Origin of the sequence: Methylobacterium oryzisoli (assembly GCF_046557895.1) — a bacterium.
GTDB classification, from domain to species: Bacteria; Pseudomonadota; Alphaproteobacteria; order Rhizobiales; family Beijerinckiaceae; genus Methylobacterium; species Methylobacterium oryzisoli.
Genome location: NZ_JBKIBX010000013.1, coordinates 142,710 through 167,106, shown reverse-complemented (window position 1 = coordinate 167,106; position 24,397 = coordinate 142,710). Strand labels below are relative to the sequence as shown.

At 71.5% G+C, this 24,397-nt stretch carries 25 protein-coding genes; 10 read left to right on the top strand and 15 right to left on the bottom strand.

Annotated elements, in window-relative coordinates:
• Positions 1-244: 244 nt before the first annotated feature.
• Positions 245-1,207, top strand: coding sequence for a PAS domain-containing protein (locus tag ACKUB9_RS15200; RefSeq protein ID WP_407524425.1), 963 nt, complete (start codon positions 245-247; stop codon positions 1,205-1,207).
• Between the two features lie 27 nt (positions 1,208-1,234).
• Here the strand turns inward: ACKUB9_RS15200 and gatA are convergent, their stop codons facing one another.
• The 4 genes from gatA to ACKUB9_RS15180 all read right to left on the bottom strand — a co-directional run bounded on the left by gatA (position 1,235) and on the right by ACKUB9_RS15180 (position 4,674).
• Positions 1,235-2,722 (bottom strand): Asp-tRNA(Asn)/Glu-tRNA(Gln) amidotransferase subunit GatA, encoded by a 1,488-nt coding sequence (gene gatA / locus ACKUB9_RS15195; protein ID WP_407524423.1) that lies wholly within the window; start codon positions 2,720-2,722, stop codon positions 1,235-1,237.
• A gap of 200 nt (positions 2,723-2,922) precedes the next feature.
• On the bottom strand, positions 2,923-3,210 hold the full coding sequence (gatC, locus tag ACKUB9_RS15190; protein WP_407524420.1) for an Asp-tRNA(Asn)/Glu-tRNA(Gln) amidotransferase subunit GatC: 288 nt from the start codon (positions 3,208-3,210) through the stop codon (positions 2,923-2,925).
• 120 nt (positions 3,211-3,330) lie between these two features.
• Positions 3,331-3,864, bottom strand: a complete 534-nt coding sequence (locus tag ACKUB9_RS15185; RefSeq protein WP_407524418.1) for a hypothetical protein — start codon at positions 3,862-3,864, stop codon at positions 3,331-3,333.
• Positions 3,865-3,963: 99 nt separating this feature from the next.
• Positions 3,964-4,674 (bottom strand): metal-dependent hydrolase, encoded by a 711-nt coding sequence (locus ACKUB9_RS15180; protein WP_407524416.1) that lies wholly within the window; start codon positions 4,672-4,674, stop codon positions 3,964-3,966.
• A gap of 50 nt (positions 4,675-4,724) precedes the next feature.
• On the opposite strand from ACKUB9_RS15180, the gene ruvX reads away from it, so the two are divergent.
• Positions 4,725-5,210 carry a Holliday junction resolvase RuvX gene (gene ruvX / locus ACKUB9_RS15175; RefSeq protein WP_407524414.1) on the top strand — a complete coding sequence of 162 codons (486 nt, stop codon included), beginning with the start codon at positions 4,725-4,727 and terminating at the stop codon, positions 5,208-5,210.
• On the opposite strand, the gene dprA is transcribed toward ruvX, so the two are convergent.
• The 6 genes from dprA to ACKUB9_RS15145 all read right to left on the bottom strand — a co-directional run bounded on the left by dprA (position 5,199) and on the right by ACKUB9_RS15145 (position 9,955).
• Positions 5,199-6,371 (bottom strand): DNA-processing protein DprA, encoded by a 1,173-nt coding sequence (dprA, locus tag ACKUB9_RS15170; protein WP_407524412.1) that lies wholly within the window; start codon positions 6,369-6,371, stop codon positions 5,199-5,201. The two genes, ruvX and dprA, sit on opposite strands and share 12 nt — an antisense overlap.
• 49 nt (positions 6,372-6,420) lie before the next feature.
• Positions 6,421-7,014, bottom strand: a complete 594-nt coding sequence (gene plsY / locus ACKUB9_RS15165; RefSeq protein ID WP_407524410.1) for a glycerol-3-phosphate 1-O-acyltransferase PlsY — start codon at positions 7,012-7,014, stop codon at positions 6,421-6,423.
• Positions 7,014-8,306 (bottom strand): dihydroorotase, encoded by a 1,293-nt coding sequence (locus tag ACKUB9_RS15160; protein WP_407524408.1) that lies wholly within the window; start codon positions 8,304-8,306, stop codon positions 7,014-7,016. Before ACKUB9_RS15160 ends, plsY begins: the two co-directional genes overlap by 1 nt.
• Positions 8,307-8,403: 97 nt before the next feature.
• Positions 8,404-8,790: a type II toxin-antitoxin system HicB family antitoxin gene (locus tag ACKUB9_RS15155; RefSeq protein WP_407524406.1), complete on the bottom strand. Its 387-nt coding sequence runs from the start codon at positions 8,788-8,790 to the stop codon at positions 8,404-8,406.
• A 6-nt stretch (positions 8,791-8,796) separates the two neighbouring features.
• Entirely contained in the window at positions 8,797-9,006 is a 210-nt protein-coding gene (locus tag ACKUB9_RS15150) for a type II toxin-antitoxin system HicA family toxin (protein WP_407524404.1), read from the bottom strand.
• A 1-nt stretch (position 9,007) separates the two neighbouring features.
• Positions 9,008-9,955 carry an aspartate carbamoyltransferase catalytic subunit gene (locus tag ACKUB9_RS15145; RefSeq protein WP_407524402.1) on the bottom strand — a complete coding sequence of 316 codons (948 nt, stop codon included), beginning with the start codon at positions 9,953-9,955 and terminating at the stop codon, positions 9,008-9,010.
• Positions 9,956-10,142: 187 nt separating this feature from the next.
• On the opposite strand from ACKUB9_RS15145, the gene topA reads away from it, so the two are divergent.
• The gene (gene topA, locus ACKUB9_RS15140) at positions 10,143-12,803 is read left to right on the top strand and encodes a type I DNA topoisomerase (protein ID WP_407524400.1); all 2,661 of its coding nucleotides are present in this window, start codon (positions 10,143-10,145) and stop codon (positions 12,801-12,803) included.
• Positions 12,804-12,909: 106 nt separating this feature from the next.
• On the opposite strand, the gene ACKUB9_RS15135 is transcribed toward topA, so the two are convergent.
• Positions 12,910-13,095 (bottom strand): hypothetical protein, encoded by a 186-nt coding sequence (locus ACKUB9_RS15135; protein WP_407524398.1) that lies wholly within the window; start codon positions 13,093-13,095, stop codon positions 12,910-12,912.
• 277 nt (positions 13,096-13,372) lie between these two features.
• On the opposite strand from ACKUB9_RS15135, the gene parE reads away from it, so the two are divergent.
• The 3 genes from parE (at position 13,373) to ACKUB9_RS15120 (ending at position 17,579) form a co-directional block, all read left to right on the top strand.
• The gene (gene parE / locus ACKUB9_RS15130) at positions 13,373-15,463 is read left to right on the top strand and encodes a DNA topoisomerase IV subunit B (protein ID WP_407524396.1); all 2,091 of its coding nucleotides are present in this window, start codon (positions 13,373-13,375) and stop codon (positions 15,461-15,463) included.
• A 404-nt stretch (positions 15,464-15,867) separates the two neighbouring features.
• Positions 15,868-17,025 (top strand): zinc-binding dehydrogenase, encoded by a 1,158-nt coding sequence (locus ACKUB9_RS15125; protein ID WP_407524394.1) that lies wholly within the window; start codon positions 15,868-15,870, stop codon positions 17,023-17,025.
• A gap of 164 nt (positions 17,026-17,189) precedes the next feature.
• On the top strand, positions 17,190-17,579 hold the full coding sequence (locus ACKUB9_RS15120; protein ID WP_407524433.1) for a DUF2147 domain-containing protein: 390 nt from the start codon (positions 17,190-17,192) through the stop codon (positions 17,577-17,579).
• Between the two features lie 42 nt (positions 17,580-17,621).
• On the opposite strand, the gene ACKUB9_RS15115 is transcribed toward ACKUB9_RS15120, so the two are convergent.
• Entirely contained in the window at positions 17,622-18,029 is a 408-nt protein-coding gene (locus ACKUB9_RS15115) for a DUF4345 domain-containing protein (protein ID WP_407524392.1), read from the bottom strand.
• A gap of 113 nt (positions 18,030-18,142) precedes the next feature.
• On the opposite strand from ACKUB9_RS15115, the gene ACKUB9_RS15110 reads away from it, so the two are divergent.
• Positions 18,143-18,592, top strand: a complete 450-nt coding sequence (locus ACKUB9_RS15110) for a GNAT family N-acetyltransferase (protein WP_407524390.1) — start codon at positions 18,143-18,145, stop codon at positions 18,590-18,592.
• A gap of 189 nt (positions 18,593-18,781) precedes the next feature.
• On the opposite strand, the gene ACKUB9_RS15105 is transcribed toward ACKUB9_RS15110, so the two are convergent.
• Positions 18,782-19,492 carry a L,D-transpeptidase gene (locus ACKUB9_RS15105; protein ID WP_407524388.1) on the bottom strand — a complete coding sequence of 237 codons (711 nt, stop codon included), beginning with the start codon at positions 19,490-19,492 and terminating at the stop codon, positions 18,782-18,784.
• 334 nt (positions 19,493-19,826) lie between these two features.
• Complete coding sequence (locus tag ACKUB9_RS15100; RefSeq protein ID WP_407524386.1) at positions 19,827-20,051, bottom strand: hypothetical protein; 225 nt, start codon at positions 20,049-20,051, stop codon at positions 19,827-19,829.
• Between the two features lie 238 nt (positions 20,052-20,289).
• Here ACKUB9_RS15100 and ACKUB9_RS15095 point away from each other — a divergent pair, with 238 nt between their 5' ends.
• A complete protein-coding gene (locus tag ACKUB9_RS15095) occupies positions 20,290-20,958 on the top strand; it encodes a glutathione S-transferase N-terminal domain-containing protein (RefSeq protein WP_407524384.1) in 669 nt (222 codons plus the stop codon).
• Positions 20,959-20,961: 3 nt separating this feature from the next.
• On the opposite strand, the gene ACKUB9_RS15090 is transcribed toward ACKUB9_RS15095, so the two are convergent.
• Positions 20,962-21,489: a DUF2147 domain-containing protein gene (locus tag ACKUB9_RS15090; protein ID WP_407524382.1), complete on the bottom strand. Its 528-nt coding sequence runs from the start codon at positions 21,487-21,489 to the stop codon at positions 20,962-20,964.
• A 276-nt stretch (positions 21,490-21,765) separates the two neighbouring features.
• Between ACKUB9_RS15090 and ndk the strand changes: the two genes are divergently transcribed.
• Both ndk and ACKUB9_RS15080 read left to right on the top strand, forming a co-directional pair.
• The gene (gene ndk / locus ACKUB9_RS15085) at positions 21,766-22,188 is read left to right on the top strand and encodes a nucleoside-diphosphate kinase (RefSeq protein ID WP_407524380.1); all 423 of its coding nucleotides are present in this window, start codon (positions 21,766-21,768) and stop codon (positions 22,186-22,188) included.
• Positions 22,189-22,251: 63 nt separating this feature from the next.
• Positions 22,252-24,348 carry a molybdopterin oxidoreductase family protein gene (locus ACKUB9_RS15080; protein WP_407524378.1) on the top strand — a complete coding sequence of 699 codons (2,097 nt, stop codon included), beginning with the start codon at positions 22,252-22,254 and terminating at the stop codon, positions 24,346-24,348.
• Positions 24,349-24,397: the final 49 nt, after the last annotated feature.

The window sequence follows — 24,397 nt, the reverse complement described above, 5'->3', positions numbered from 1 at the left end:
ACGCCCGACGAGTGTGCCAACTTCTTCATCGCTGCCGGATACGATCCAGATTAAACCGAAAACGCTCTAGCCTTGACCAGCGAGACTTACGTCATCTGGCGTCTGTAACTGCCTCGTTGCCCCTGCGGATAGCGGGGGTTGCAGCCGACTGCTTTCCGCAATATCATTTGTTAGTGTCGAAGACCGCGATCAATCGATCCGCTGCCGCATGCTCTCGTCATCCCGCTCTCGGCCCGCGCCGACCATGACGACCGAATCGCCGTTCTCGCCGGGTGATTTCCTGCGGCTTCTGGAGAGCGTCGGTCTGACCGGAACCTGGGGCTGGACCTTCGCGACCCATGAATTCGTCTGGTCGCCCGGGTACTTCCGCCTGCTCGGCCTCGACCCGAGCCGCACGCGTCCGAGCTACGAACTCTTCCTGAGCCTCGTGCATCCCGACGACCGGCCCGAGATCGAGACGGCCGCGCAGGTGATGCAGGAAGGCTCCCTGCGCGACCGCACCGTCCGGGTGATCCGCCCCGACGGGTCGATGCGCATCCTGCTCGGCCGCAGCGAGATCTTCGTGTCCGACAGCGGGCGGCCGCGGGCCGCCGCCGGGGTGGTGCTCGACGTCACCGATCGCGAGCAGCTCGCCCGGGCGGTGCGAGCCGAGGAGCAGCGCAAGCGGGTCCTGATCGACCAGATCAGGACGCTCTCCGCGGCGAGCCCGACCGCCGCATCGCGCGAGGCCGTCAGAGCGGCGCTCCCGGGCACGGCGCTCGCCACGAAGGGGCCGTTCCCCGACTCCGCCCTGGAGGAGGTGATGCGGGTCTTCGCGTCGCGCCGCGACGATCCGGCGGGGGATGCGTCGCGCGCGACGGGGCTCGGCGCCGCCCTCGAATCCCAGCTCGACGGCTACTTCTCGGCCGCTCGCTGCGGCGCGGCCTCGCCGTCGGTCGGAGCGGCCGGACCGGCCGCCGGGCCGCCCCCGCAGGATCCGGGGCCGGCCATCGAGGGGCATCACCTGCGGGCCGCGCGCGCCCTTCTCGGCTGGTCGATGGCCGATCTGGCCAGGGCGAGCGGCCTGTCGCTCTCCACGGTCCGGCGCCTGGACGAAGGGATCGAGGGGCCTGCCTCGCGCAGCCGCCGCACCGCCATCGCGGCGCTGCAGGAGGCCGGCATCGTCTTCAGCCTGCTCGACACCACCGTGGTGGTCGGCCGCTCCTGAGGCCGGCCGCGAGGTCGGGGCGAGGGGCTATCGCCACCACGCCCGGGGCAGGGCCACCCGGCCGGCCGCCTCCTCGATGACGTGGCCGGCGGCGAACAGCGTCTCCTCGTCGAAGGGCCGGCCGATCAGCTGAAGCCCGAGCGGCAGCCCCTGCGCGTCGAGGCCGGCCGGGACGGCGATGCCGGGCAGGCCCGCCATGTTCACCGTCACGGTGAAGACGTCGTTGAGGTACATCTCGACCGGATCGGCGTTCTGCTTCTCGCCGATGCCGAAGGCGGCCGAGGGCGTGGCCGGCGTGAGGATCGCGTCGACGCCGTCGGCGTAGACGGTCTCGAAATCGCGCTTGATCAGGGTGCGGATCTTCTGCGCCCGCACGTAGTAGGCGTCGTAGTAGCCTGCCGAGAGCACGTAGGTGCCGATCATGATGCGCCGCTTGACCTCGCGGCCGAAGCCGGCGGCGCGGGTCTGCTCGTACATGCCGACGATGTCCTTGGCCGGCACCCGCAGCCCGTAGCGCACGCCGTCGTAGCGGGCGAGGTTCGAGGAGGCCTCGGCCGGCGCGACGATGTAGTAGGCGGGCAGGGCGTAGCGGGTGTGGGGCAGCGACACCTCGACGACCTTGGCGCCCGCCGCGCGCAGCCACTCGGCGCCCTGCTGCCAGAGCCGCTCGATCTCGGCCGGCATGCCGTCGACCCGGTACTCCTTCGGGATGCCGATGGTCAGCCCCTTGACCCCCCGCCCCACGGCCGCCTCGTAGGCGGGCACGGGCAGGTCCACCGAGGTCGTGTCCTTGGGGTCGTGCCCGGCCATCGCGGTCAGCATGATCGCGGCGTCCCGCACCGTGCGGGTGATCGGCCCCGCCTGGTCGAGGGAGGAGGCGAAGGCGACGATGCCCCAGCGCGAGCAGCGCCCGTAGGTCGGCTTGATGCCCACCGTCCCGGTGAAGGCCGCGGGCTGGCGGATCGAGCCGCCGGTGTCGGTGGCGGTGGCGCCGAGGCAGAGGCGCGCCGCCACCGCCGCGGCGGAGCCGCCTGACGAGCCGCCCGGCACCAGGGGCGTCTCGGAATCGCGCCGCCGCCAGGGCGAGACCACCGGTCCGTAGGCGCTGGTCTCGTTCGACGAGCCCATCGCGAACTCGTCGAGGTTCAGCTTGCCCAGCATCACGGCGCCGTCCCGCCACAGGTTGTGGCTGACGGTGGATTCGTAGTGCGGCCGGAAGCCCTCGAGGATCTTCGACCCCGCGGTGGTCGGCACGTCGTGGGTGCAGAAGAGGTCCTTGATGCCGAGCGGCAATCCTTCGAGGGGGCGCGCCTCGCCCTTGGCGATCTTGGCATCGGCCACCTCGGCCATCGCCAGCGCCCGCTCGGGCGTCTCGATCAGGTAGGCGTTGAGCGCGCGGGCCTGCGCCACGGCGTCGATATGCGCCTGTGCGATCTCGCGGGCCGAGAAGGCCTTGCCGCGCAGGCCGTCGCGGGCCTCCGCCAGGGTGAGTTCGGTCAGGTCGTTCGTGCTCAAGTCCGTGATCCCCGCCGCTTAGACCAGCGCCCGATCGCGCTGCCATCGGGCGCTGCTCTCAGTCTTTGATTGGCCGCATTGTCTGCGACGAACCGGCGTCCGCCCCGTCGGAAAGATGCTCTCTGGCGCATCAGGGCGTCCGACGGTGCCGCATGGCGCGACCGGCCGGCCTCCGCGCGCGGCGGAGTCCGCGCCCGCGCCTACTCGACGACCTTCGGCACCAGGAAGTAGTTGTCCTCGGTGAGCGGCGCGTTGAACACGATCTCGCGGGCGTAGCCGCCGTCCGTGACCGCGTCCTCGCGGCTCTTCATCGCCATCGGGGTGACCGAGGTCATCGGCTCGACGCCCGCGACGTCGACCGCGCCGAGCTGCTCGACGAAGGCCAGGATCGCGTTGAGTTCGTCCTGGAGCGGCGGGACCTCCGCGTCGCTCACCGCGATGCGCGCCAGATGCGCGATGCGCCGGACCGTCTGCGCGTCGACCGACATGGAACCCCGCTGCGATGGAGAGGGCGGCCCCGAGGGAGCCTGCCGCCGGGCGCTATAGCACCCGCCTTCGCGGCGCCGCAACGCCGGGGGCGCGTCCGGTGCCGATGGAGCGTCCCGCCCCTACCGCGCGCCCAGGTTCAGCGCGATCGCCCTGTGGGGGCCGACCACGTCCTCGATCAGCACGGCCGGAGGGCGGTATTGCTGCCGCGCCCGCGCGGCCCCGACGAACAGCACCTCCACGGCGAGCGCCAGCATCAGCTTGTGCCGCCGCGGCATGCCCCGGCGGGGCGGCGTCAGGACGATCAGAGCGCGTCCGGCCCGGATCGGATGAGGCCTGGGACCGGGCGGAGCCGCGGCGCGGCCGACCGGGACGACGGCGCCGGCCGGAACACGCTCGCGTCGGACGCGGAGCGTCGCCCGGTTGGGCGCGCGCGCCGCGGGGCGGCGGGCGATCGCCACGAAGGCGCCCTGGGGCACCCGCTGCCGGCCGGCCGGCGCGGGCAAGGGAGCCAGGACGGGAGCCAGGAAGGCCGCGAGCCCGCCCGGCAGCGGGCCGCGCAGGGGCGAGAGCGCGCCGTCGAGGTCGACGGTGATCCAGGCGTCGCCCCCGGCCGTGACCGGATGGGGCTGCGTGGCGAGGAACGTGAGATGCACGGCGGCCTCGGGACCGGGAGACGGCAGGTAACGATTTGGTAACGCTCCCGGTCCGGCCCCGCCACGTCAACCTCCGGTTAACCCTAATGCCCCGGCTGCTCAGCTCAGCGTCACCGGCGTGCCCTTGTGCGGCACCACCACCTGCACGCCCGACCCGTCGAGGGCCGCCACGAAGGCATCCGCCGTCTGGGCGATGATCGGGAAGGAGCCGTAATGGCAGGGGATCACCGCCTTGGGCGTGAAGAACTTGCGCACGGCGAGCGCCGCGGTCTCCGCTCCCATGGTAAAGCGGTCGCCGATCGGCACCATCAGCACGTCGGGCCGGTAGATTTCCTCGATCAGCGCCATGTCGCCGAAGATGTCGGTGTCGCCCATGTGGTAGATCGTGGGCTCGCCGTCCGCGCGCACCACGATCCCGTTCGGCAGGCCGAGCGGCACGGTGACACCCGCCTCGCTCATGCCGGCGGAATGGTCGGCGCGCACCAGCGAGACCCGGAATCCGCCCTGGTCGGTGGTGCCCCCGGTGTTCATCGGGTCGAAATTCGTGACGCCCTTGGACGACAGCCACATGCAGAGGTCGTAGTTCGTCACCACCTTGGCGCCGGTCTCGCCCGCGATCGCCACGGTGTCGCCCACGTGGTCGCCGTGGCCGTGGGTGATCAGGATGTGGGTGAGGTCCTCGCAGGCCTTCGCCCGGCCCGCATCCCCGCCCTCAAAGCCCGGGTTGCCGGTGAAGAACGGATCGATCAGGACGTGGGTCGACCCGAAATCGAGGCGGAAGGTCGAATGCCCGTACCACGTGATGCGCATGAGAGGGTCTCCCGGATGGACGAGGCTTACCTAAAGCGCGGAGCGCGCCCGTGAACCGGGAGGCGGCCGCGGCCTTCGCGGAACGCGTGCCCGGCGGCGCGCGCCTGCTCGGGCTCGATCTCGGCACGAAGACGATCGGGCTCGCGCTCTCCGATGTCGGGTGGCGCATCGCCTCGCCGCTGGAGACGATCCGGCGGGTGAAGTTCACCCCGGACGCGCAGGCGCTGGCGGCGATCGCCGGACGCCACGGCGTCGGCGGGCTGGTGATCGGGCTGCCGCTCAACATGGACGGCAGCGAGGGGCCGCGGGCGCAGTCGACCCGCGCCTTCGTGCGCAATCTTTCGCCGATCCTGCCGCTGCCGGTGCTGCTGTGGGACGAGCGGCTCTCCACGGCGGCCGTCACCCGCACGCTCCTCGACGCGGACGCCTCGCGGGCGCGGCGGGGCGAACTCGTGGACAAGCTCGCGGCGGCCTACATCCTCCAGGGCTGCCTCGACGTGCTGGCCAACCTCGACCCCGACGCCTCAGAGGCGTGAGACCGTCCCGCCGCCGTGGCGCGCGACGAGGCCGTCGAGTTCGAGTTCGAGCAGGAGGCCCTGCACCGCCCGCGCCGAGAGGCCGGCCTGGCGGGCCAGCGCGTCCGCCTGGACCGGGGCGGGGCCGAGGAGCGCGAGGAGGCGCGCCCGGTCGTCGCCGGGCGGGGCCGTCTCCATAGGCTCCTCGAAGCCTGCGGGCTCCGGGGCCTCCGCGGGGGCGAAGAAGTCGGTCTCGTCCCAGTAGAGGGCGGGCGCCTCCGGCCGCGCCCCGTCCTCTGCGCCCTCGGGCGGCGGACCCTCGGCCAGCAGCGGGCGCAGCACCGCGAGCACGTGCTCCGGGTCGGCGCAGAGGGTCGCGCCCTGGCGGATGAGGTCGTTGGTGCCCTCCGCCCGCGGATCGAGCGGCGAGCCCGGTACGGCGAAGACCTCGCGCCCCTGCTCCAGGGCGAAGCGCGCCGTGATGAGCGAGCCGGAGCGGCGCGCCGCCTCGACCACGATCGTGCCGAGGCAGAGCCCCGAGATGATCCGGTTGCGGCGCGGGAAATCCCGCCCGCGCGGCTCCCAGCCGAGGGGCATCTCGGCGACGAGCGCCCCGCCGTGATCGAGGATGCGCTGGGCGAGGTCCTGGTGCTCGGGCGGGTAGATCCGGTCGTGGCCGCCCGCCAGCACCGCGACCGTGCCGCTCGCGAGCGAGGCCGCGTGCACGCGCGCATCGATGCCGCGCGCCAGCCCCGAGACGACCGTCAGCCCCTCGGCGCCGAGCCCGTGGGCGAGGCGCTCCGCGAAGGTGAGGCCCGCCGCCGAGGCGTTGCGTGAGCCCACGATGGCGACGGAGGCCCGGCCGAGGGCCGCCGCCCCGCCCCGCACCGCGAGGAGCGGCGGCGCATCGTCGGTGGCCTGGAGCGGGGTGGGATACGCCGCCTCGCCCATCGCCACGAAGCGCACGCCGAGGCGCGCCGCGGCGGCGATCTCGCGCTCGGCCTCGCGCCGGCCCACCACCTTGATCGGCCGGCCGCGCCGGCGCGCGAGGTCGGGCAGGGCCTCCAGGGCGGCGCCCGCGCCGCCGAAGCGGTTCACCAGACCCCGGAAGGTGCGCGGTCCGACGCCCTCCGAGCGGATCAGGCGCAGCCAGTCGAGACGCTGCGCGTCGCTGAGTTCCAAGACCCGGCTCCTCTCTTCCGCTCACCTTGCGGCAGGAGCCCAGATCGTCTCAGCCCTTCTGTCCGATCCGCCCCTCGGTGCCATCCATGAGGCGGCGGATATTCGGCGCGTGCTTCCACCATAGCAGCAGCGCCAGGACCACGAACAGGAGGGCGACGCGGCCCTGTCCCAGGCCCCAGAGGACCAGGGGCGTGGCGGCGCTCGCGGCGAGGGCCGAGGCGGAGGAGTAGCGCAGCAGGACGGCGAGGCCGAGCCAGATCGCCGCGAAGGCCAGCACCGCGAGGGGCGCGAGGCCGAGGAGCACGCCGATGAAGGTCGCCACGCCCTTGCCGCCCTTGAAGCCGAGCCAGACCGGGAAGAGGTGGCCCAGGAAGGCGCCGAGGCCCGCCGCCAGGGCGGCGTCCGGCCCGCCGAACCGGCTCGCGATCAGCACCGCGGCGGTGCCCTTCAGGGCATCGCCGAGGAGTGTCGCGGCGGCGAGCCCCTTGCGGCCCGTGCGCAGCACGTTGGTGGCGCCGATGTTGCCCGAGCCGATCGCCCGGACGTCGCCGAGCCCGGCGACGCGCGTGAGGATCAGCCCGAACGGGATCGAGCCGAGCAGGTAGCCGAGAACGAGCGCGGCGGCGATGAGGGCGGTGTCCATCAGGCGTCGGCCTCGTGCCGGTGGGCGACGCGGCCCGCCACCAGGGTGACGAGCGCGCGCCCCTGCAGCCGCGCCTCGTCGAAGGGCGAGTTCTTGGAGCGCGACTTCAGGCGGCGCTTGTCGAGCACGTAGGGCTCGTCGGGATCGAACAGCACGAGGTCGGCGGGCGCTCCCGCTGCGAGGCGGCCGCCCTCGCGCGACAGCAGCGCGGCGGGCGCGGTGGAGAGGGCGGCGAGCAGGCGCGGCAGGGCGATGTCGCCCGCGTGGACGAGGCGGAGGGCCGCCGCGAGCAGCGTCTCGATGCCGAGCGCCCCGTCCGCCGCCTCCGCGAAGGGCAGGCGCTTGGTCTCGACGTCCTGCGGGTTGTGATCGGAGACCACGACGTCGATCACACCCTCGTTCAGCGCCGCCACCACCGCCTGCCGGTCCGCCTCGTCCCGCAGGGGCGGGGAGAGCTTGCAGAAGGTGCGGTAATGGCCGATGTCGTTCTCGTTGAGCACGAGGTTGTTGACCGACACGCCGCAGGTGACGGGCAGCCCCGCCTCCTTGGCGCGCCGGACGATCTCGACGGAGTCGGCGGTCGAGATCATCGCCGCGTGGTAGCGCGCCCGGGTCAGGCGCACGAGGCGGATGTCGCGCTCCAGCAGGATGGTCTCGGCCTCCCGCGGGATACCGTGCAGGCCGAGCCGCGAGGCCATCTCGCCCTCGTTCATCACCCCGTCGCCGACGAGGTCCGGCTCCTCGACGTGCTGCATCAGGAGCGCGCCGAAGTCGCGGGCGTAGGTGAGGGCGCGGCGCATCACCTGGGCGTTCGTCACCGCCCGCAGCCCGTCCGTGAAGGCGACGGCCCCGGCCTCGGCGAGGAGACCGAACTCCGTCATCTCGCGCCCGGCGAGCCCCTTGGTGATGGCGGCGGCCGGCAGCACGTGCACGCTCGCGGTGTCGCGGGCGCGGCGCAGGACGAAATCGACGATGGCCGGCCCGTCGATCACCGGGTTGGTGTCGGGCATGCACACCAGGGTGGTGACGCCGCCCGCCGCCGCGGCGGCGCTCGCGCTCGCCAGCGTCTCGCGGTGCTCGGCCCCCGGCTCGCCCACGAAGGCGCGCAGGTCCGTCAAGCCCGGCGTCAGCACGTGCCCGCCGCCGTCGATCACCTCGGCCCCTTCGGGCGGGGAAGGGGACGCGCCCCAGTGAACATCGGCGATGCGGCCGTCGCGGATCAGGACGGCGCCGGGCCCGTCGCGGCCGCCGGCGGGGTCGAGGAGGCGGGCGTTGGTGATCAGGAGGGTCATCGGGCGGAGGGCTCCGCTGCGGGTGCGCGGACGGTGATGGGGCGGTCGAGCGTGCGGTCGTCCGAGTAGCGCAGCTGTCGCGTTGGTCGCCAGCGGCTCAACCGGCGATCTCGTTCAGGACAAGCTCCCGGACCAGAGCGGTCCGGGACAGGCCACGGCGCTGCGCCGCCGCATCGACCGCCCGCATCTGACGCTCGTCGAGCCCGAGTTCGTCTGCGGGTGGGCGGATCACCACCGCCGCATGGCCGGCCGCCAGGGCCTCGGCGAAGTCTCGGTCACCCTTGAGTTCCTCGATGGTCCGGGCGGGCCGCGGCGCGGTGCCGTCCTCGCGCGCGAGGTCGAGCCATTGCGCGAGCGCCTCGCCGGCCTGCGCCAGGGTCTCGTCCGACGTCTCGGCTGCCGCGATGCAGCCGGGCAGATCGGGAAACCACACGCCCCAGAGCGTGCCGGGCTCCTTCTCCAGAATGCCGATATAGGCGGTCACGGCACGTCAACTCCCTTCGAGCCATCCGGCTTGGCGCGCGATCGCGCGGGCCGTGCCGGGCGGCAGGTCCCCCCGACCGCGAGGGACCGCCACGTTCGGGCGTCCGGGCAGGACATAGATGTCGTGCGGCCCCTTGGAGGGCCGCAGGCGCCAGCCCTCCCGCTCCAGCCGCCTGCGGATCGCCTGGATGTCAAGGTCGAAATCGCGAGGAGGCATGTCAAGCGTTCGGCAGGTGCGTCGCCAGCGCCTCCAGCACCGCCATGCGCACCGCCACGCCCATCTCCACCTGTTCCCGGATCAGCGACTGCGCCCCGTCCGCCACCTCGGAGGAAATCTCCACGCCGCGGTTCATCGGGCCGGGATGCATCACCAGCGCGTCGGGCTTGGCGAAGCTCAGCTTCTCGGTGTCGAGGCCGAAATACCGGAAGTACTCCTTCACCGAGGGCACGAAGGAGCCGTTCATGCGCTCGCGCTGGAGGCGCAGCATCATGACGATGTCGGCGCCTTCGAGCCCCGCGCGCATGTCGGTGTGAACCTCGACCCCGAAGCGGGCGAGGCCGGGCGGCAGCAGCGTCGAGGGGCCGATCGCCCGCACGCGGGCGCCGAGCGCCTGCAGCAGGATGATGTTCGAGCGCGCCACCCGCGAGTGCAGGACGTCGCCGCAGATCGCCACCGTCAGCCCCTCGATCCGGCCCTTGTTGCGGCGGATGGTCAGGGCGTCGAGGAGGGCCTGGGTCGGATGCTCGTGGGCGCCGTCGCCCGCGTTGACCACCGCGCAATCCACCTTGCGGGCGAGGAGATGCACCGCCCCGGCCTGATGGTGGCGCACCACGATGATGTCGGGGCGCATGGCGTTGAGCGTCGCCGCCGTGTCGATCAGCGTCTCGCCCTTCTTCACCGACGAGGAGGCGACCGACATGTTCATCACGTCGGCGCCGAGCCGCTTGCCGGCGAGCTCGAAGGACGACTGGGTCCGCGTCGAGGGCTCGAAGAAGAGGTTGATCTGGGTGCGCCCGCGCAGGGTGGTGCGCTTCTTCTCGACCTGGCGGCTGATCTCGACGGCCTCGTCGGCGCGGTCGAGCAGGCCCGCGATGTCGAGGGGCGAGAGGCCCTCGATGCCGAGCAGGTGGCGGTGCGGGAAGCCCGGGCGGGTCGGCGTGGTCATGGCTCGGCCCCGCCTATAGAAGGCGCGGCGCGGCGCCGCAAGGATCGCCGGGGTCTCCCTGATGGGCATTTGACATCCGTCCCCCGTTCACCCACTTCTCCGGTCCCGGCGCCCGCCCATCCGCGCCGTGCGTCCGCCAAATCGAGACCTGCCCGCTGCGGTCTGCTTGGGAAGAGGCAAGCCGTTCATGAAAGTCGTCGTCGTCGAGTCGCCGGCCAAGGCCAAGACGATCAACAAGTATCTCGGTCGCGACTACGAGGTCCTGGCGTCCTTCGGGCATGTCCGCGACCTGCCCGCCAAGGACGGCTCGGTCGACCCGGAGCAGGACTTCCTCATGCTCTGGGAGCTGGAAGACCGGGGCGCCAAGCGGGTCTCGGAGATCGCCAAGGCGGTCAAGGGCGCCGACAAGCTGATCCTCGCCACCGACCCCGACCGCGAGGGCGAGGCGATCTCCTGGCACGTCCTGGAGGCGCTGCAGGCCAAGCGCGTGCTCAAGGGCGTGCCGGTCGAGCGCGTGACCTTCAACGCCATCACCAAGGACGCGGTGCAGACCGCGATGGCTCAGCCGCGGCAGATCGACCAGGCCCTGGTCGACGCCTACCTGGCGCGCCGGGCGCTCGACTACCTCGTGGGCTTCAACCTCTCGCCCGTGCTGTGGCGCAAGCTGCCGGGCGCCCGCTCGGCGGGCCGCGTCCAGTCGGTGGCCCTGCGCCTCGTCTGCGACCGCGAGGCCGAGATCGAGTCGTTCCGGCCGCGCGAGTACTGGTCGCTCGTCGCAACCCTGGCAACCGCCAGGAATGCCGTGTTCGAGGCCCGGCTCGTGGGCGCGGACGGCAAGCGCATCCAGCGCCTCGACGTCGGCACCGCCGACGAGGCGGAAGCCTTCCGGCGCGACCTCGAACTGGCGACCTTCTCGGTCGCGAGCGTCGAGGCCAAGCCCGCCAAGCGCCACCCGCAGCCACCCTTCACCACCTCGACCCTGCAGCAGGAGGCGTCGCGCAAGCTCGGGTTGGCTCCGGCCCAGACCATGCGCATCGCCCAGCGCCTCTACGAGGGCGTCGAGATCGGCGGGGAGACGGTCGGCCTCATCACCTACATGCGCACCGACGGCGTCGACATGGCGCCCGAGGCCATCCGCGACGCGCGCCAGGTCATCGGGACCGAGTTCGGCGCCGATTACGTGCCGCCCGCCCCGCGCAGCTACAGCACCAAGGCCAAGAACGCCCAGGAGGCCCACGAGGCCGTGCGCCCGACCGATCTCGGCCGGCTGCCCAAGGCCGTCGCGCGCTACCTCGAACCCGAGCAGGCCAAGCTCTACGAGCTGATCTGGACCCGCACCATCGCGAGCCAGATGGAATCGGCGGAGCTGGAGCGCACCACCGTCGACATCCACGCCATGGTCGGGCCGCGTCGCCTCGACCTGCGGGCCACGGGCCAAGTGGTCAAGTTCGACGGCTTCCTCACGCTCTATCAAGAGGGCAAGGACGACGAGGAGGACGAGGAATCCCGGCGGCTGCCGCCGATGCAGGCGGGCGATCCCCTGCGGCGCGAGCGCATCGCCGCGACCCAGCACTTCACCGAGCCGCCGCCGCGCTACTCCGAGGCCAGCCTCGTCAAGCGCATGGAGGAGCTCGGCATCGGCCGGCCCTCCACCTACGCCGCCGTGCTGCAGGTGCTGCGCGACCGCGAATACGTGCGCATCGACAAGAAGCGCCTCGTGCCGGAGGACAAGGGCCGCCTCGTCACCGGCTTCTTGGAGAGCTTCTTCCGGCGCTACGTCGAGTACGATTTCACGGCCGACCTCGAAGAGCAGCTCGACCGAATCTCGAACGCCGAGATCGACTGGCGCGCGGTGCTGCGCGACTTCTGGCGCGATTTCTCGGCGGCGATCGCCGGCACCAAGGAACTGCGCACCGCCGAGGTGCTGGAGGCGCTGAACCAGCTCCTCGGCCCGCACATCTTCCCGGCCAAGGCGGACGGCGCGAACCCCCGCGCCTGCCCGAATTGCGGCGGCGGCCAGCTGTCGCTGAAGCTCGGCAAGTTCGGGGCCTTCATCGGCTGCTCGAACTATCCCGAGTGCAAGTACACCCGTCAGCTCTCCGCCACCGGCATCGAGGGCGACGGCGAGGGCAGCTCGGCCGAGGGCGGCCAGCCCGGCGTGCGGGTGCTCGGCGAGGATCCGGCGACCGGCCAGCCGGTGACCCTGCGCGACGGGCGCTTCGGCCCCTTCGTGCAGCTCGGCGAGGCCTCGACCGAGAAGGGGGCGGAAAAACCCAAGCGCTCCTCGCTGCCCAAGGGCCTCGCTCCCGGCGACGTGACGCTGGAGACGGCGCTGAAGCTGCTCGCGCTGCCGCGCGAGGTGGCCCGGCACCCGGAATCGGGCGAGCCGATCCTGGCCAATCTCGGCCGCTTCGGCCCCTACGTGCAGCACGGGAAGACCTACGCCAACCTGGGCAAGGACGACGACCTCCTGGAGATCGGCGCCAACCGGGCGATCGATCTGATCGTCGCCAAGGAGCAGGGGGGCGGACGGCCCGCGACCGATCCCGGCCGGGCGCTCGGAACCGATCCAGAGGGGCGCACCGTCACCGTGAAGGCCGGCCGCTACGGCCCCTACGTGACGGACGGCGACGTCAACGCCACCCTGCCGAAGGGCGCGGACCGGGACGCGCTGACCCTCGACGAGGCGCTGCGGCTGATCGCGGCCCGGCGCGAGGCCGGGGGAGGGGGCAAGAAGAAGGGCGCGGCGAGGGGGCGCACCCGGAGCGCGGATGGCGCGGCGAAGCCGGCGCGGAAGGCTGCTCCCAAGAAGGCCGCCGCCAAGAAGGCGGCAAGCGCCGGGGAGTGAGGCGCTAAGCAGGTTTCGCAAAAGTGGCCGCCGGTTTTGCGATGAAAACCTGCGGCAAAACAAGAGCCTAAGCGGACGAAGCGTTGGCCTGCCAACGCAAGTCTGCTTAGAACGCGAAGGCGAGCGTGGCGGCGAGCGCCGCCACCACCGCCGAGCCGGTGGCCGTGGCGGTGAAGCGGTTGACGTTGCGGGTGAGGCCCACGGCGTCGTCGAAGCAGCCGAAAGCCTCGCCGGCGGCGCGCTCGGCCCGCGCGAGGGCATGGTGGCGGGCGTGACGGGTGGCGGCTTTCATCGGTCTCGGGCCTCCTCGGGCGCTCAGTGCCGGCATCGACCAGCGTGGCTGTAACGCGTTGACGGAAGCCTTGTTCCCGCGGGGCTATTCAGGGTGAAGCAATCTTAACGTAACTCGTTTACCACCTTGAGGCCCGGCAGCCCGCCCGCGGCGGACCGCGCCGCTCCGCCACGGCCGGGTCCTGCGATGGACCCTTTCTGTTTCCGGTTTGTTCCGGTATAGGGAGAGGATGAGTGCGAATGCTGCCAGAGCCGTCCCCCCATCGCGAGGCCGCCGCGTGAGCGACGCCGCACGAGATCTGTTCGGTCCGGGCGCCAAGGCGGCGCCCGTCGACCCCATCGCCGGGCCAAGGACCCCCAGGCCTGTGACCCCGAGACCCGAGCGTCCCAAGCCCGTGGCGGTGGCCCCGGCCACGCCGGCCGCGCCGGCCGAGGCCGGCTACGACGCCTCGACCATCGAGGTGCTGGAGGGCTTGGAGCCGGTGCGGCGCCGGCCCGGCATGTATATCGGCGGCACCGACGAGAAGGCGCTGCACCACCTCTTCGCCGAGGTGATCGACAACGCGATGGATGAGGCGGTGGCGGGCCATGCCAGCTTCATCGAGGTGGAGCTGGAGGAGGGCGGCCTCCTCACGGTGACGGACAACGGCCGGGGCATCCCGGTCGATCCGCACCCCAAATTCCCGGGCAAGTCGGCCCTCGAAGTGATCATGACCACGCTGCACGCGGGCGGCAAGTTCGACTCGAAGGTCTACGAGACTTCGGGCGGCCTGCACGGGGTCGGCGTGTCGGTGGTGAACGCGCTCTCCGACATCCTGGAGGTCGAGGTCGCCCGCAGCCAGACCCTCTACCGCCAGACCTTCTCGCGCGGCCTGCCCCAGGGCGGCCTGGAGGAGGTCGGCCGCGTGCAGAACCGGCGCGGCACGCGGGTGCGGTTCCACCCCGACCCGCAGATCTTCGGCTCGCTGACCTTCGAGCCGCGCCGCCTGTTCAAGATGGCGCGCTCCAAGGCCTACCTGTTCGGCGGCGTCGAGATCCGCTGGCGCTGCGCGCCCGCGCTCCTGGAGGGCGTGGACAACGTCCCGGCCGAGGCGGTGCACCGGTTCCCGGCCGGCCTGAAGGACTATCTCGCGCGCGAGATCGACGGCCGGGACCTCGTCACGGACGCGCTGTTCACCGGCAAGGTGACGAAGCCCGGCAGCCACGGCTCGCTCGAATGGGCGGTGGCGTGGTTCGCCAACGACGACGGTTTTTCCTCCTCCTACTGCAACACCGTGCCGACGCCCGAGGGCGGCACGCACGAGAGCGGCTTGCGCATCGCGCTGCTGCGGGGCCTGCGCGACCACGCCGAGCGCGTCGGGCAGGTCAAGCGCATGCAGGCGGTGACCACCGACGACGTGATGGCGACCTGCGCCGCCATGCTGTCGGTGTTCATCCGCGAGCCGGAATTCCAGGGCCAGACCAAGGACAAGCTCGCGACGCTGGAGGCCTCGCGCATCGTCGAGGCGGCCGTGCGCGACGCCTTCGACCACTGGCTCGCGGGCTCGCCGGCGCAGGCCAACAAGCTCCTCGACTGGGTGGTGGACCGGGCGGAGGAGCGGCTGCGCCGCCGCCAGGAGAAGGAGGTCGCGCGCAAGACCGCGACCCGCAAGCTGCGCCTGCCGGGCAAGCTCGCCGACTGCTCGAAGGCCGGGGCGGCCGGCTCCGAGATCTTCATCGTCGAGGGCGATTCGGCGGGCGGGTCGGCCAAGCAGGCGCGCGACCGCGCCACGCAGGCGGTGCTGCCGCTACGCGGCAAAATCCTCAACGTGGCCTCGGCCAGCCGCGACAAGCTCGGGGCGAACCAGCTGCTCTCGGACCTGACGCAGGCGCTCGGTTGCGGCACGGGCACGCATTACCGCGATGACGACCTTCGCTACGAGAAGGTCATCATCATGACGGATGCGGACGTCGACGGCGCCCACATCGCCTCGCTGCTGATCACCTTCTTCTACCGGCAGATGCCGCGGCTGATCGAGCGCGGTCATCTCTACCTCGCGGTGCCGCCCCTCTACCGGCTGACGCAGGGCTCCAAGAGCGCCTACGCGCGCGACGACCGCCACAAGGACCAGCTCATGAAGAGCGTGTTCAAGAACGGCAAGGTGGAGATCGGGCGCTTCAAGGGCCTCGGCGAGATGATGCCGAACCAGCTCAAGGAGACCACGATGGACCCGCAGAAGCGCACGCTCCTGCGCGTGGCGGTGCTGGAAGAGACCCGCGAGATCACCGGCGAGACGGTGGAGCGCCTGATGGGCAACAAGCCCGAGGCGCGCTTCGCCTTCATCACCGAGCGGGCGGCCTTCGCGGACGAGACCGGGCTGGACATCTGAGGCGTACGACACTCTTTCCCGTCATCCGGGAAAGAGGGCGGAATAGAGTTCTGAAGCAAAGCAGAAGCGGCCGAGGTGGGGCATCTCTGGCAGGTGAGGCGCACTCGGGCCGAGTGGCCTCTGGCCCCGGACGCCGCTTCCACCCTGTCGTCCGCGGTGGACGCCGCTACCCCCCGGTCCGGACGAGAGCCGGGGCGATCGTCGCGGCACGCCTCGTCGGTGGCGTCATGCCTCCCTCCTCGGGTGCACCCCGGCGCGTCGCTGTGGCCGAGGCACCCGAAGCCTGATCCTGCGCTCCCGGCGCGTCAAGGACGAAATTCGGGCGACGCGCGGGCGGATCGGCTGCTAGGGTTCGGGTCCGGGGATGGCTCGACCCGTCCCCCGGCAGACAGGGAGGACAAGTCATGGGCAAGCCCGACATCCGGGTCGCGACCTTCGCCGGCCCGGGCGCCGCGCCGGAGATCCGCACCGTGCCGTGGCCGTCGGTGCCGCGCCGGGCCGCGCTGATCAAGATCGGCGCGTGCGGCGTCTGCGGCACCGACCAGCACATCCTCAAGGGGCATTGGCCCAAGCCCCTGCCGTGGCCGTTCACGCTCGGTCACGAGATCGGCGGCGTGATCGTCGAGAAGGGCGACGAGTTCACGGCGGACTTCATGGAAAAACCGCTCGGCGTCGGCTCCAAGGTGATGATCCCGCCGCTGATGCCCTGCGGGCATTGCTACTACTGCGTCCACTACCCGGAGCAGGCCAACAAGTGCCTGACGCCGGTCTATTACGGCCGCTACCTCGGCTTCGATAAGGCGCCGCACCTGTGGGGCGGGTGGGCCGAGTACGTCTACGTCGACCTCGAGATGCTGCCCGGCACCAAGGTGTACAAGCTGCCGGACGACATGAACCTGCGGCTCGGCGCCCTGTCGGAGCCGCTGACCTCCTGCATCCGCGCGTTCAACCGCGCGACGCGGGCGGGCGGCTTCAAGTGGGGCGACACGGTGGTGATCCAGGGCTCGGGGCCGATCGGCATCCTGGCGGTGGCGGCCGCGCAGGAGATGGGCGCGGGCCGCGTCATCTGCGTCGGCGCGCCCGAGGAGCCGCGGCTCGCGCTGGCGCGCCGGTTCGGGGCCGAAGCCACGGTGGACATCACGGAGCTGCGCACGCCGCAGGAGCGCATCGCCCGGGTGCGGGAGATCGTTGGCGGCTTCGGGGCCGACCTCGTGATGGATTGCTCGGGCCACCCCTCGGCGGGACCGGAGGGGATCGAGTTCCTGCGCGACGGCGGCACCTACGTGGAGATGGGTCAGTTCACCGATGCCGGCTCGATCGAGACCTCGTGGCACCGGATCTGCGCCAAGGACCTGAACGTGCTCGGCTCCTGGGCCTTCACCGGCAACGACCTGCCGCTCGGCGTCGACATGCTCTACCGGGCGCGCGACAAATACCCCTGGCTCGACATGCAGACCGTCTACCCCTTCACGCAGGAAGGCCTCAGCGCGGCGGTGGCCGACGCGATGGCGATGCGCACCGTCAAATCGACCATCGTCCCGTTCCCGGACCTCGTCGCCTGACGGGATCCTCGTGACGGCGGAGCCCGGGCCCCGAGTTCCGCCCCCTCCGACACCCCCAGACCTCTCGGCAGGTTCGCGTTGGCACTTCGACGCGAGCCTAGCTAGAACACGCCCTGATCACCTGAGAGGAGACGCCACCCGTGCACCGCATCCTGCTGGCCGCCATGACCCTGATGCTGCCCGTCCTCGGCGCTCTGGCGCAGCCGGCGCTGCAGCCTGCCGGCACGTGGCAGACCGCGGCCGGCGACGCGCATGTGCGCATCGCCAAGTGCGGCGAAGCCTATTGCGGCACGGTGGTGAAGATCCTGGCGGGCGAGAACCGCGACGTGAACAACCCCGACCCGGCCCTGCGCACCCGCAGCATGGTCGGCGTCCCGCTCTCCACCGACATGCGCCCGAACGGCGAGGGCTGGGAGGGCAGCCTCTACAATTTTCGCGATGGCCGGACCTATTCGGGCAAGCTCGCCATGAAGGGGCCGAACGCGCTCGAACTCGCCGGCTGCGTGCTCGGCGGGTTGATCTGCAAGCGGCAGGTCTGGACGCGGGTCAACTGACACTCCGCGCCCGGTCGATCGCGGCGCGGCAGCCGGCGTCGCTCAGGCGCCGTGGGGCATCCGATCGCGGGCGTTGGCGATGCGCGTCTGCCAGAGGCAGAGGAGCGGGGTCACGCCGAGTTCGATTCCGAGCGCCGCCAGCATGGTGAGGGAGGGCACGCCGGTGAGCCAGAGGCCGACGAGGCGCCCGAGGCCGCCCAGCATCACTACCAGGGTGAGGAAGCGGAAGAGCGTCGTCTTCTGCTCGATGGCCGGCACCGTCGCCCAGAAGAGGATGCCGATGCCGAGGAGCAGGCCGGAGAGGTAGCGGAAGTGGCTGTCGCCCGACACGCTGACGCGGTCGCCGCTGATGCCGGCCGGGCCGAACAGGACGCCGTAGAGTCCGGCGGCCACCGGGACGAGGGCCGCCATCGCGACCACCCGCTGAAGAAGGCGCCGTTCCCTGTCCATGCCGCGCTGCTCCGGCCTGCCGCCTCCACGGACAATCGCGGCCGGCCCGCACGGTTGCGGTTGCGGGCCGAATCGTCGCCTCTGGCGCGGCGCGAAACCGGGAGGAGTGAGGAATGGAGATCCGCGTCGCGACGGAAGGGGACCTCGAAGCCGTGGTGCGCCTGCACGAGGCGGACGCGCTCGGCGGCCACGGCGATGCCTGGACGCCGGAGACCTGTCCCGCCTACGAGGCGGCCTTCGCGGCGATCGCGGGAAGCCCCGACACCGACCTCTACGTCGCGGTCGAGGAGGGCGTCGTGGTCGGCACGTTCCAGCTCCAGATGCTGCACAAGCTGACCGACCGCGGCGCGCGCAAGGCCGTGCTGGAGAGCGTGCAGGTGCGGGCGGATCGGCGCTCGCGCGGCCTCGGCGCGCGGATGATCGCGGAGGCGGAGCGCCTCGCGCGGGCGCGCGGCGCCACCGCGCTGCAGCTCACCTCGAACAAGCGCCGCACGGACGCGCACCGCTTCTACGAGCGGCACGGCTATGCGCGCAGCCACGAGGGCTTCCGCAAGGCGCTCTGAGCCTTCCGAAGCAGAATTGCCCCGGGCAATTCTGCTTCGGCTTTTGATATTGCATCGTTTCCGCCGCCGAACCGGTGACCACTTCGGCACCGGCCGATCAGGCGGCACCGGCCGATCAGGCGGCACCGGCCGATCAGGCGGCACCGGCCGATCAGGCGGCACCGGCCGATTCGGCCGGCGGAATGATGCTTAGGCGGGCAGGACGATCACCTTCGTCTTGACCGGCGTCCGGGCGTAAAGGTGGATCATGTCCTGAGAGAGCAGGCCGACGCAGCCGCTCGTGATGCCCGAGCCGATCGATTCGGGGTCGCTGCTGGCGTAGATCGTGTAGAGCGTGTAGGCGCCGTTCTGGTAGAGATGAAGGGTGCGGGCGCCCAGCGGGTTGTCGAGGCCGCCCGGCATGCCGCGGGCGTACTTGGCGGCTTCGGGCTGACGCTTGATCATCTCCTTCGGCGGCGTCCACGTCGCCCACTCGGACTTGCGTCCGACATACGCGTCACCGCTCCACCGAAACCCGTCGCGGCCGACATTGGCGCCGTAACGGGTGGCCGTCCCGTCGCCCTCGATGCGGTAGACGTAGAACTGGCCGGGATCGACCACGATCGTGCCGGGCGCTTCCTTGGAGGCGTAGCTCACGGTCCGGCGATAATACTTCGGGTCGACCTTGCTGACGTCGACCGCCGGGATCGGGAATTTCTCTTGGGGCACCGGCCCGTAGAGCTTCGCCGCGTCGGCCGTCAGCATGCCGTCGGATGTCTTGCAGCCGCCGAGCCCCAGCGCACCCAGGCCGACGGCCGAGCCGACCAGAAAAGACCGGCGGCTGAGAGGCTGCGCCTGACGCCCGCGCGGAGCGATGCCGTCCATCGCGCGATCCTCGGCGTTCCTGCTGTCCATGATCATGATTCCGGACGTCCCATGTCCTGCGGCTCGACGAGCCGACGCGTCGGCACGGATCGGCCAAGCTTACGGCTCAGCTGAGATTGCCGGCAGCCGGCGCGACTGACAAGCTCGGCTTTCACCGTGTGGCGTCTGCCACGCACCGAACCTGTTGCCGTTCACGCACTCCCGGGCGCCTCGGCCGCGAACCGACGCACCGCCACGCCCTGGACGGCGTGAGGGCCAGGCCTTCGACAGCTTCACCGTAGCACGCGCAGATTCATGGCAGGCATTGCGGCGAAATCAGGACCCCGCCCGGCAGGCTCTTCAACTTGCGGGAAGGCTGCCGGGCGTGACATCAGGCCTTGATCTCCTTCATGCGCTTGACGCACTTGCTGTAATATTGGGGCCACTTGGGCCCCTGGGCGGCCTTCTCGCCCGCCGAGAGGGCGCGCCACTCGGCGCCGCACTTCTTCTGCCGTTCGCGCGCGGCCATGCCTTTGGCGGTCGGCTCGGACGACTGGGCGAGGAGCGGCGCGGGGGCGCAGAGGAGGATGGCCGCGAGAAGGAGACGGATCGGCATGCCTGTGATCCTCGAAGGTCGCCGCTGTCGGCGGATCGTTGACGCAGCGTCATTGCTGCCACAGGCTGCCGTTGGGGCAAGCCGATTCCTGCCCTGGTTGCAGGGCGGCGTGTGAAAAACTCCGTTCCGTTACATTTTCGCCGCAGCCTTCCGGGCCGCCCCGTCGTTTCATGTCCTGATCGCGGCGTCGCGGGCGCCGCGGGCCAGGCCCGATCCACGCCTTCGAGGGACCGTCCGCATGTCGGCCGTCACCACACCGCCGATCGACCTCTACTACTGGACGACGCCGAACGGCTGGAAGATCTCGATCATGCTGGAGGAGTGCGGGCTGCCCTACCGCATGATCCCGATCAACATCGGCAAGGGCGCCCAGCGCGAGCCCGGCTTCCTGGCGGTCTCGCCGAACGGCAAGATCCCGGCCATCGTCGATCCGGCCGGTCCCGGGGGTGAGGCGGTCGCGCTGTTCGAGTCGAACGCGATCCTGCAGTACCTCGCCCGCAAGAGCGGGCTGTTCTACCCGGCGGAGGAGCGCGCCCGGATCGCGGTCGACATCTGGCTCTTCTGGCAGGCGGCGAATTTCGGGCCCGTGCTGGGCCAAGTCCACCATTACCGGATCTACGCGCCCGAAAAGATTCCCTACGCCATCGAGCGCTGTACGGCCGAGGCGACCCGACTCTACGGGGTGCTCGACGCGCAGCTCGGCCGGCACGCCTACGTGGCGGGCGACGACTACACGATCGCCGACATCGCGGTCGTCACCTGGGCCAAGCTCTGGGAGCGGCAGGGGCAGGACATCGCGGATTTCCCGAATGTCCGCCGCTGGATCGAGGCCGTGAAGGCGCGCCCCGCGGTGCTGCGGGGCTTCAAGCTCCGGCCCGAGCCGGAGGAGGTGGCGGCCTCCGCCTGAGCCTTACGGCTGCGCCGCCTTCTCGGCCGCCTTCTCGGCCGGCTGCGCGGGCTTCGCCGCGGCCGGCTTGGCTTTCGGCGCGGCGGCCTGGGCCACCTCGTCGGGGGCCTTGGTCCAGGTCTGCGAGCCGCACAGGATGCGCAGCAGGCAGCCCGACACCGAGAGCTCGCTGGCGCTCTCGCGCGCGAGCGTCACGTCGTAGAGCTTGCCCTCGTCGGCGTTGTAGATCTGGCCCTTGAACCCGTCCTCGTCGGGCTTGAGGTTGTCCATCAGCGGCATGCCGATCACCGGGCGGGACCGCTTCTTCGGGTCGGGATTCTTGATGTCGGTGCGGGGCTGGCCCTGGTCGTTGAGAGGGGTCTTCACCCACACCACCGTGCCGCACACGTTGGCGCTGCCCGGGCCGCAGCGCTCGATCTTGACCTTCGCCCGGCCGTCGCCGGTGAGCCACGTGCCGGACGGGTCGGTGGCGGCCTGGGCGCTGCCGGCCAGGAGGATCGCGGTGACGGCCGGGATCGAGACGAAACGCATGCGCGGAACTCCCTGAGGAACCCGCCCGCGCCCGGAGGCGGCCGGCGGATCGGATGGCGGATGGCCCGGCCCCGGGGACATGACGGAGGGCACCGGGCGTGGCCGAAAGGCCGCGGTGGCGCCCAAAAACGCTGCCATTCGGGCGATTTTTCGACCACGTTGCGGCGCGGTCGCAGCAGGCGCGCGGGTTGAGGGCGATCGGGGGGCCGGCTATAAGCCCGGCGCCGCGGCCGGCATCCTGCCGGTCCGCCACGCTTTTTCCTGACGGACCTCACGATGGCCATCGAGCGCACCTTCTCCATCCTCAAGCCCGACGCGACCGAGCGGAACCTCACCGGCGCGATCAACGCGGTGATCGAGGAGGCGGGCCTGCGCATCGTCGCCCAGCGCCGCATGCGCATGTCGGACGCCCAGGCGAAGAAATTTTACGAGGTGCACGCCGAGCGCCCGTTCTACGGCGAGCTCGTCTCCTTCATGACCTCCGGCCCTGTGGTGGTGCAGGTGCTGGAGGGCGAGAACGCGGTGGCGAAGTACCGCGAGGTGATGGGCGCCACCAACCCGGCCCAGGCCGCGGAGGGCACCATCCGCAAGCGCTTCGCCAAGTCGGTCGGCGAGAACTCGGTGCACGGCTCGGACTCGGCCGAGAACGCCAAGATCGAGATCGCGCAGTTCTTCAACGATTCCGAGATCGTCGGCTAAACTCCCGCCGATCGGCAGGGCAAGAGTCTGACGACCAAGAGTCTGACGACGAGGGGTGGGCGGGTGACGGCACAGCCACGGATCGAGCGGCACAGCTCCACCTGCCCGCACGACTGCCCCTCGGTCTGCGCCCTCGACGTCGAGGTGATCGACGGCGGAACGATCGGGCGGGTGCGGGGCTCCGCCCGCCACAGCTACACGGCGGGCGTGGTCTGCGCGAAGGTCGCGCGCTACGCCGAGCGCATCCACCATCCCGACCGCCTGACGAAGCCCCTGATCCGCACCGGGCCGAAAGGCTCGGGACTCTTCGCGCCGATCTCCTGGGACGAGGCCCTCGACCGCACGGCCGAGGCCTTCCGGAGCGCCGCGGCCGCGCACGGACCGGAGGCGGTCTGGCCCTACTACTACGCGGGCACGATGGGGCTGGTGATGCGCGACGGCATCAACCGGCTGCGCCACGCCATGGGCTATTCCGGCCAGCACTCCACCATCTGCACCACGCTGGCGTGGTCGGGCTTCGTCGCCGGCACCGGGCGGCTGGCGGGCACTGACCCGCGCGAGATGGCCGAGAGCGACTGCGTGGTGATCTGGGGCACCAACCCGGTGCACACCCAGGTCAACCTGATGACCCACGCGCTCGCGGCCCGGAAGGCCCGGGGCGCCCGCATCGTCGCGGTGGACATCTACGACAACCCGACCATGAAGCAGGCCGATCTCGCCCTGCTGGTCCGCCCCGGCACCGACGGCGCGCTCGCCTGCGCGGTGATGCACGTGCTGTTTCGCGATGGGCACGCCGACCGCGACTACCTCGCCCGCTACACCGACTGTCCGGACGCGCTCGAAGCGCACCTGGCGACCCGCGACCCGGCCTGGGCCGCCGCCATCACGGGCCTCTCGGTCGAGGAGATCGAGACCTTCGCGCGCCTCGTCGGCACCACCAAGAACACCTTCTTCCGGCTCGGCTACGGTTTCTCGCGCAGCCGCAACGGCGCGGTGAACATGCACGCGGCGCTCTGCATCCCGGCGGTGACGGGGGCGTGGCGCCATCGCGGCGGCGGGGCCTTCCACTCCAACAGCGGCATCTACGGCCTCGACAAGCGCCTGATCGAGGGGCTCGACGCGCGCCGGCCCGGCGTGCGGGTGCTCGACCAGTCGCAGATCGGCCGGGTGCTCATGGGCGACGCGGAGGCGCTGCGGGGCGGCCCGCCCGTCACCGCCCTGCTGATCCAGAACACCAACCCGGTGTCGGTGGCGCCCGAGCAGGAGCTGGTGAAGCGGGGCTTCGCCCGCGAGGACCTGTTCGTCTGCGTGCACGAGCAGTTCATGACCGAGACGGCCCGCATGGCCGACGTCGTGCTGCCCGCCACCATGTTCCTGGAGCACGACGACCTCTACACCAGCGGCGGGCACCAGCACATCCAGCTCGGCCTCAAGCGCGTCGACCCGCCCGGCGCGTGCCGGTCGAACCACGACGTGCTGACGGGGCTGGCCGCCCGCCTCGGGGCCGCGCATCTGGGTTTCGCGATGAGCCCCCGCGCGATCATCGACGCGACGCTGCGGGAATCCGGCCGCGGCACGCTGGCCGAGCTGGAGGCCGCCGAGGTGCTCGATGCGCAGCCGCCCTTCGCGCAGGCGCATTACCTCGACGGGTTCGGCTACCCGGACGGCCGCTTCCGGTTCAGCCCGGACTGGGGCAGCGTGCCGATCGCCCATGACGGTCCGCGCGGCCCGGTCGCGACCCTGCCGCCGCTCCCCGACCACTGGGAGGCGCCGCTCGCCGCGGCGACGCCGGAGCATCCGTTCCGCCTCGCCACCAGCCCGGCACGCAACTTCCTCAATTCGAGCTTCACCGAGACCCCGACCTCGCTCGCCAAGGAGCGCTATCCCACCGTGATGATCCATCCCGACGACGCGGCCGCGCACGGGATAGGGGAGGGGGAGTGGGTGCGCCTCGTGAACCAGCGCGGCGCCGTCACCCTGCGGGCGACGCTGTTTCCGGGCCTGCGCCGCGGCGTGCTGATCGCGGAATCGATCTGGCCGAACGACGCCTACCCGGACGGGCGCGGCATCAACACGCTCACGGGCGCCGACGCGCCGGCCCCGTTCGGCGGCGCGGCCTTCCACGACAACCACGTGGCGATCGAGCGCCTGCGCCACTGACCGCGAGGGCGTCGCGGGCTAGGCATTTTCGCCGCGGTGTGGCCGGCCG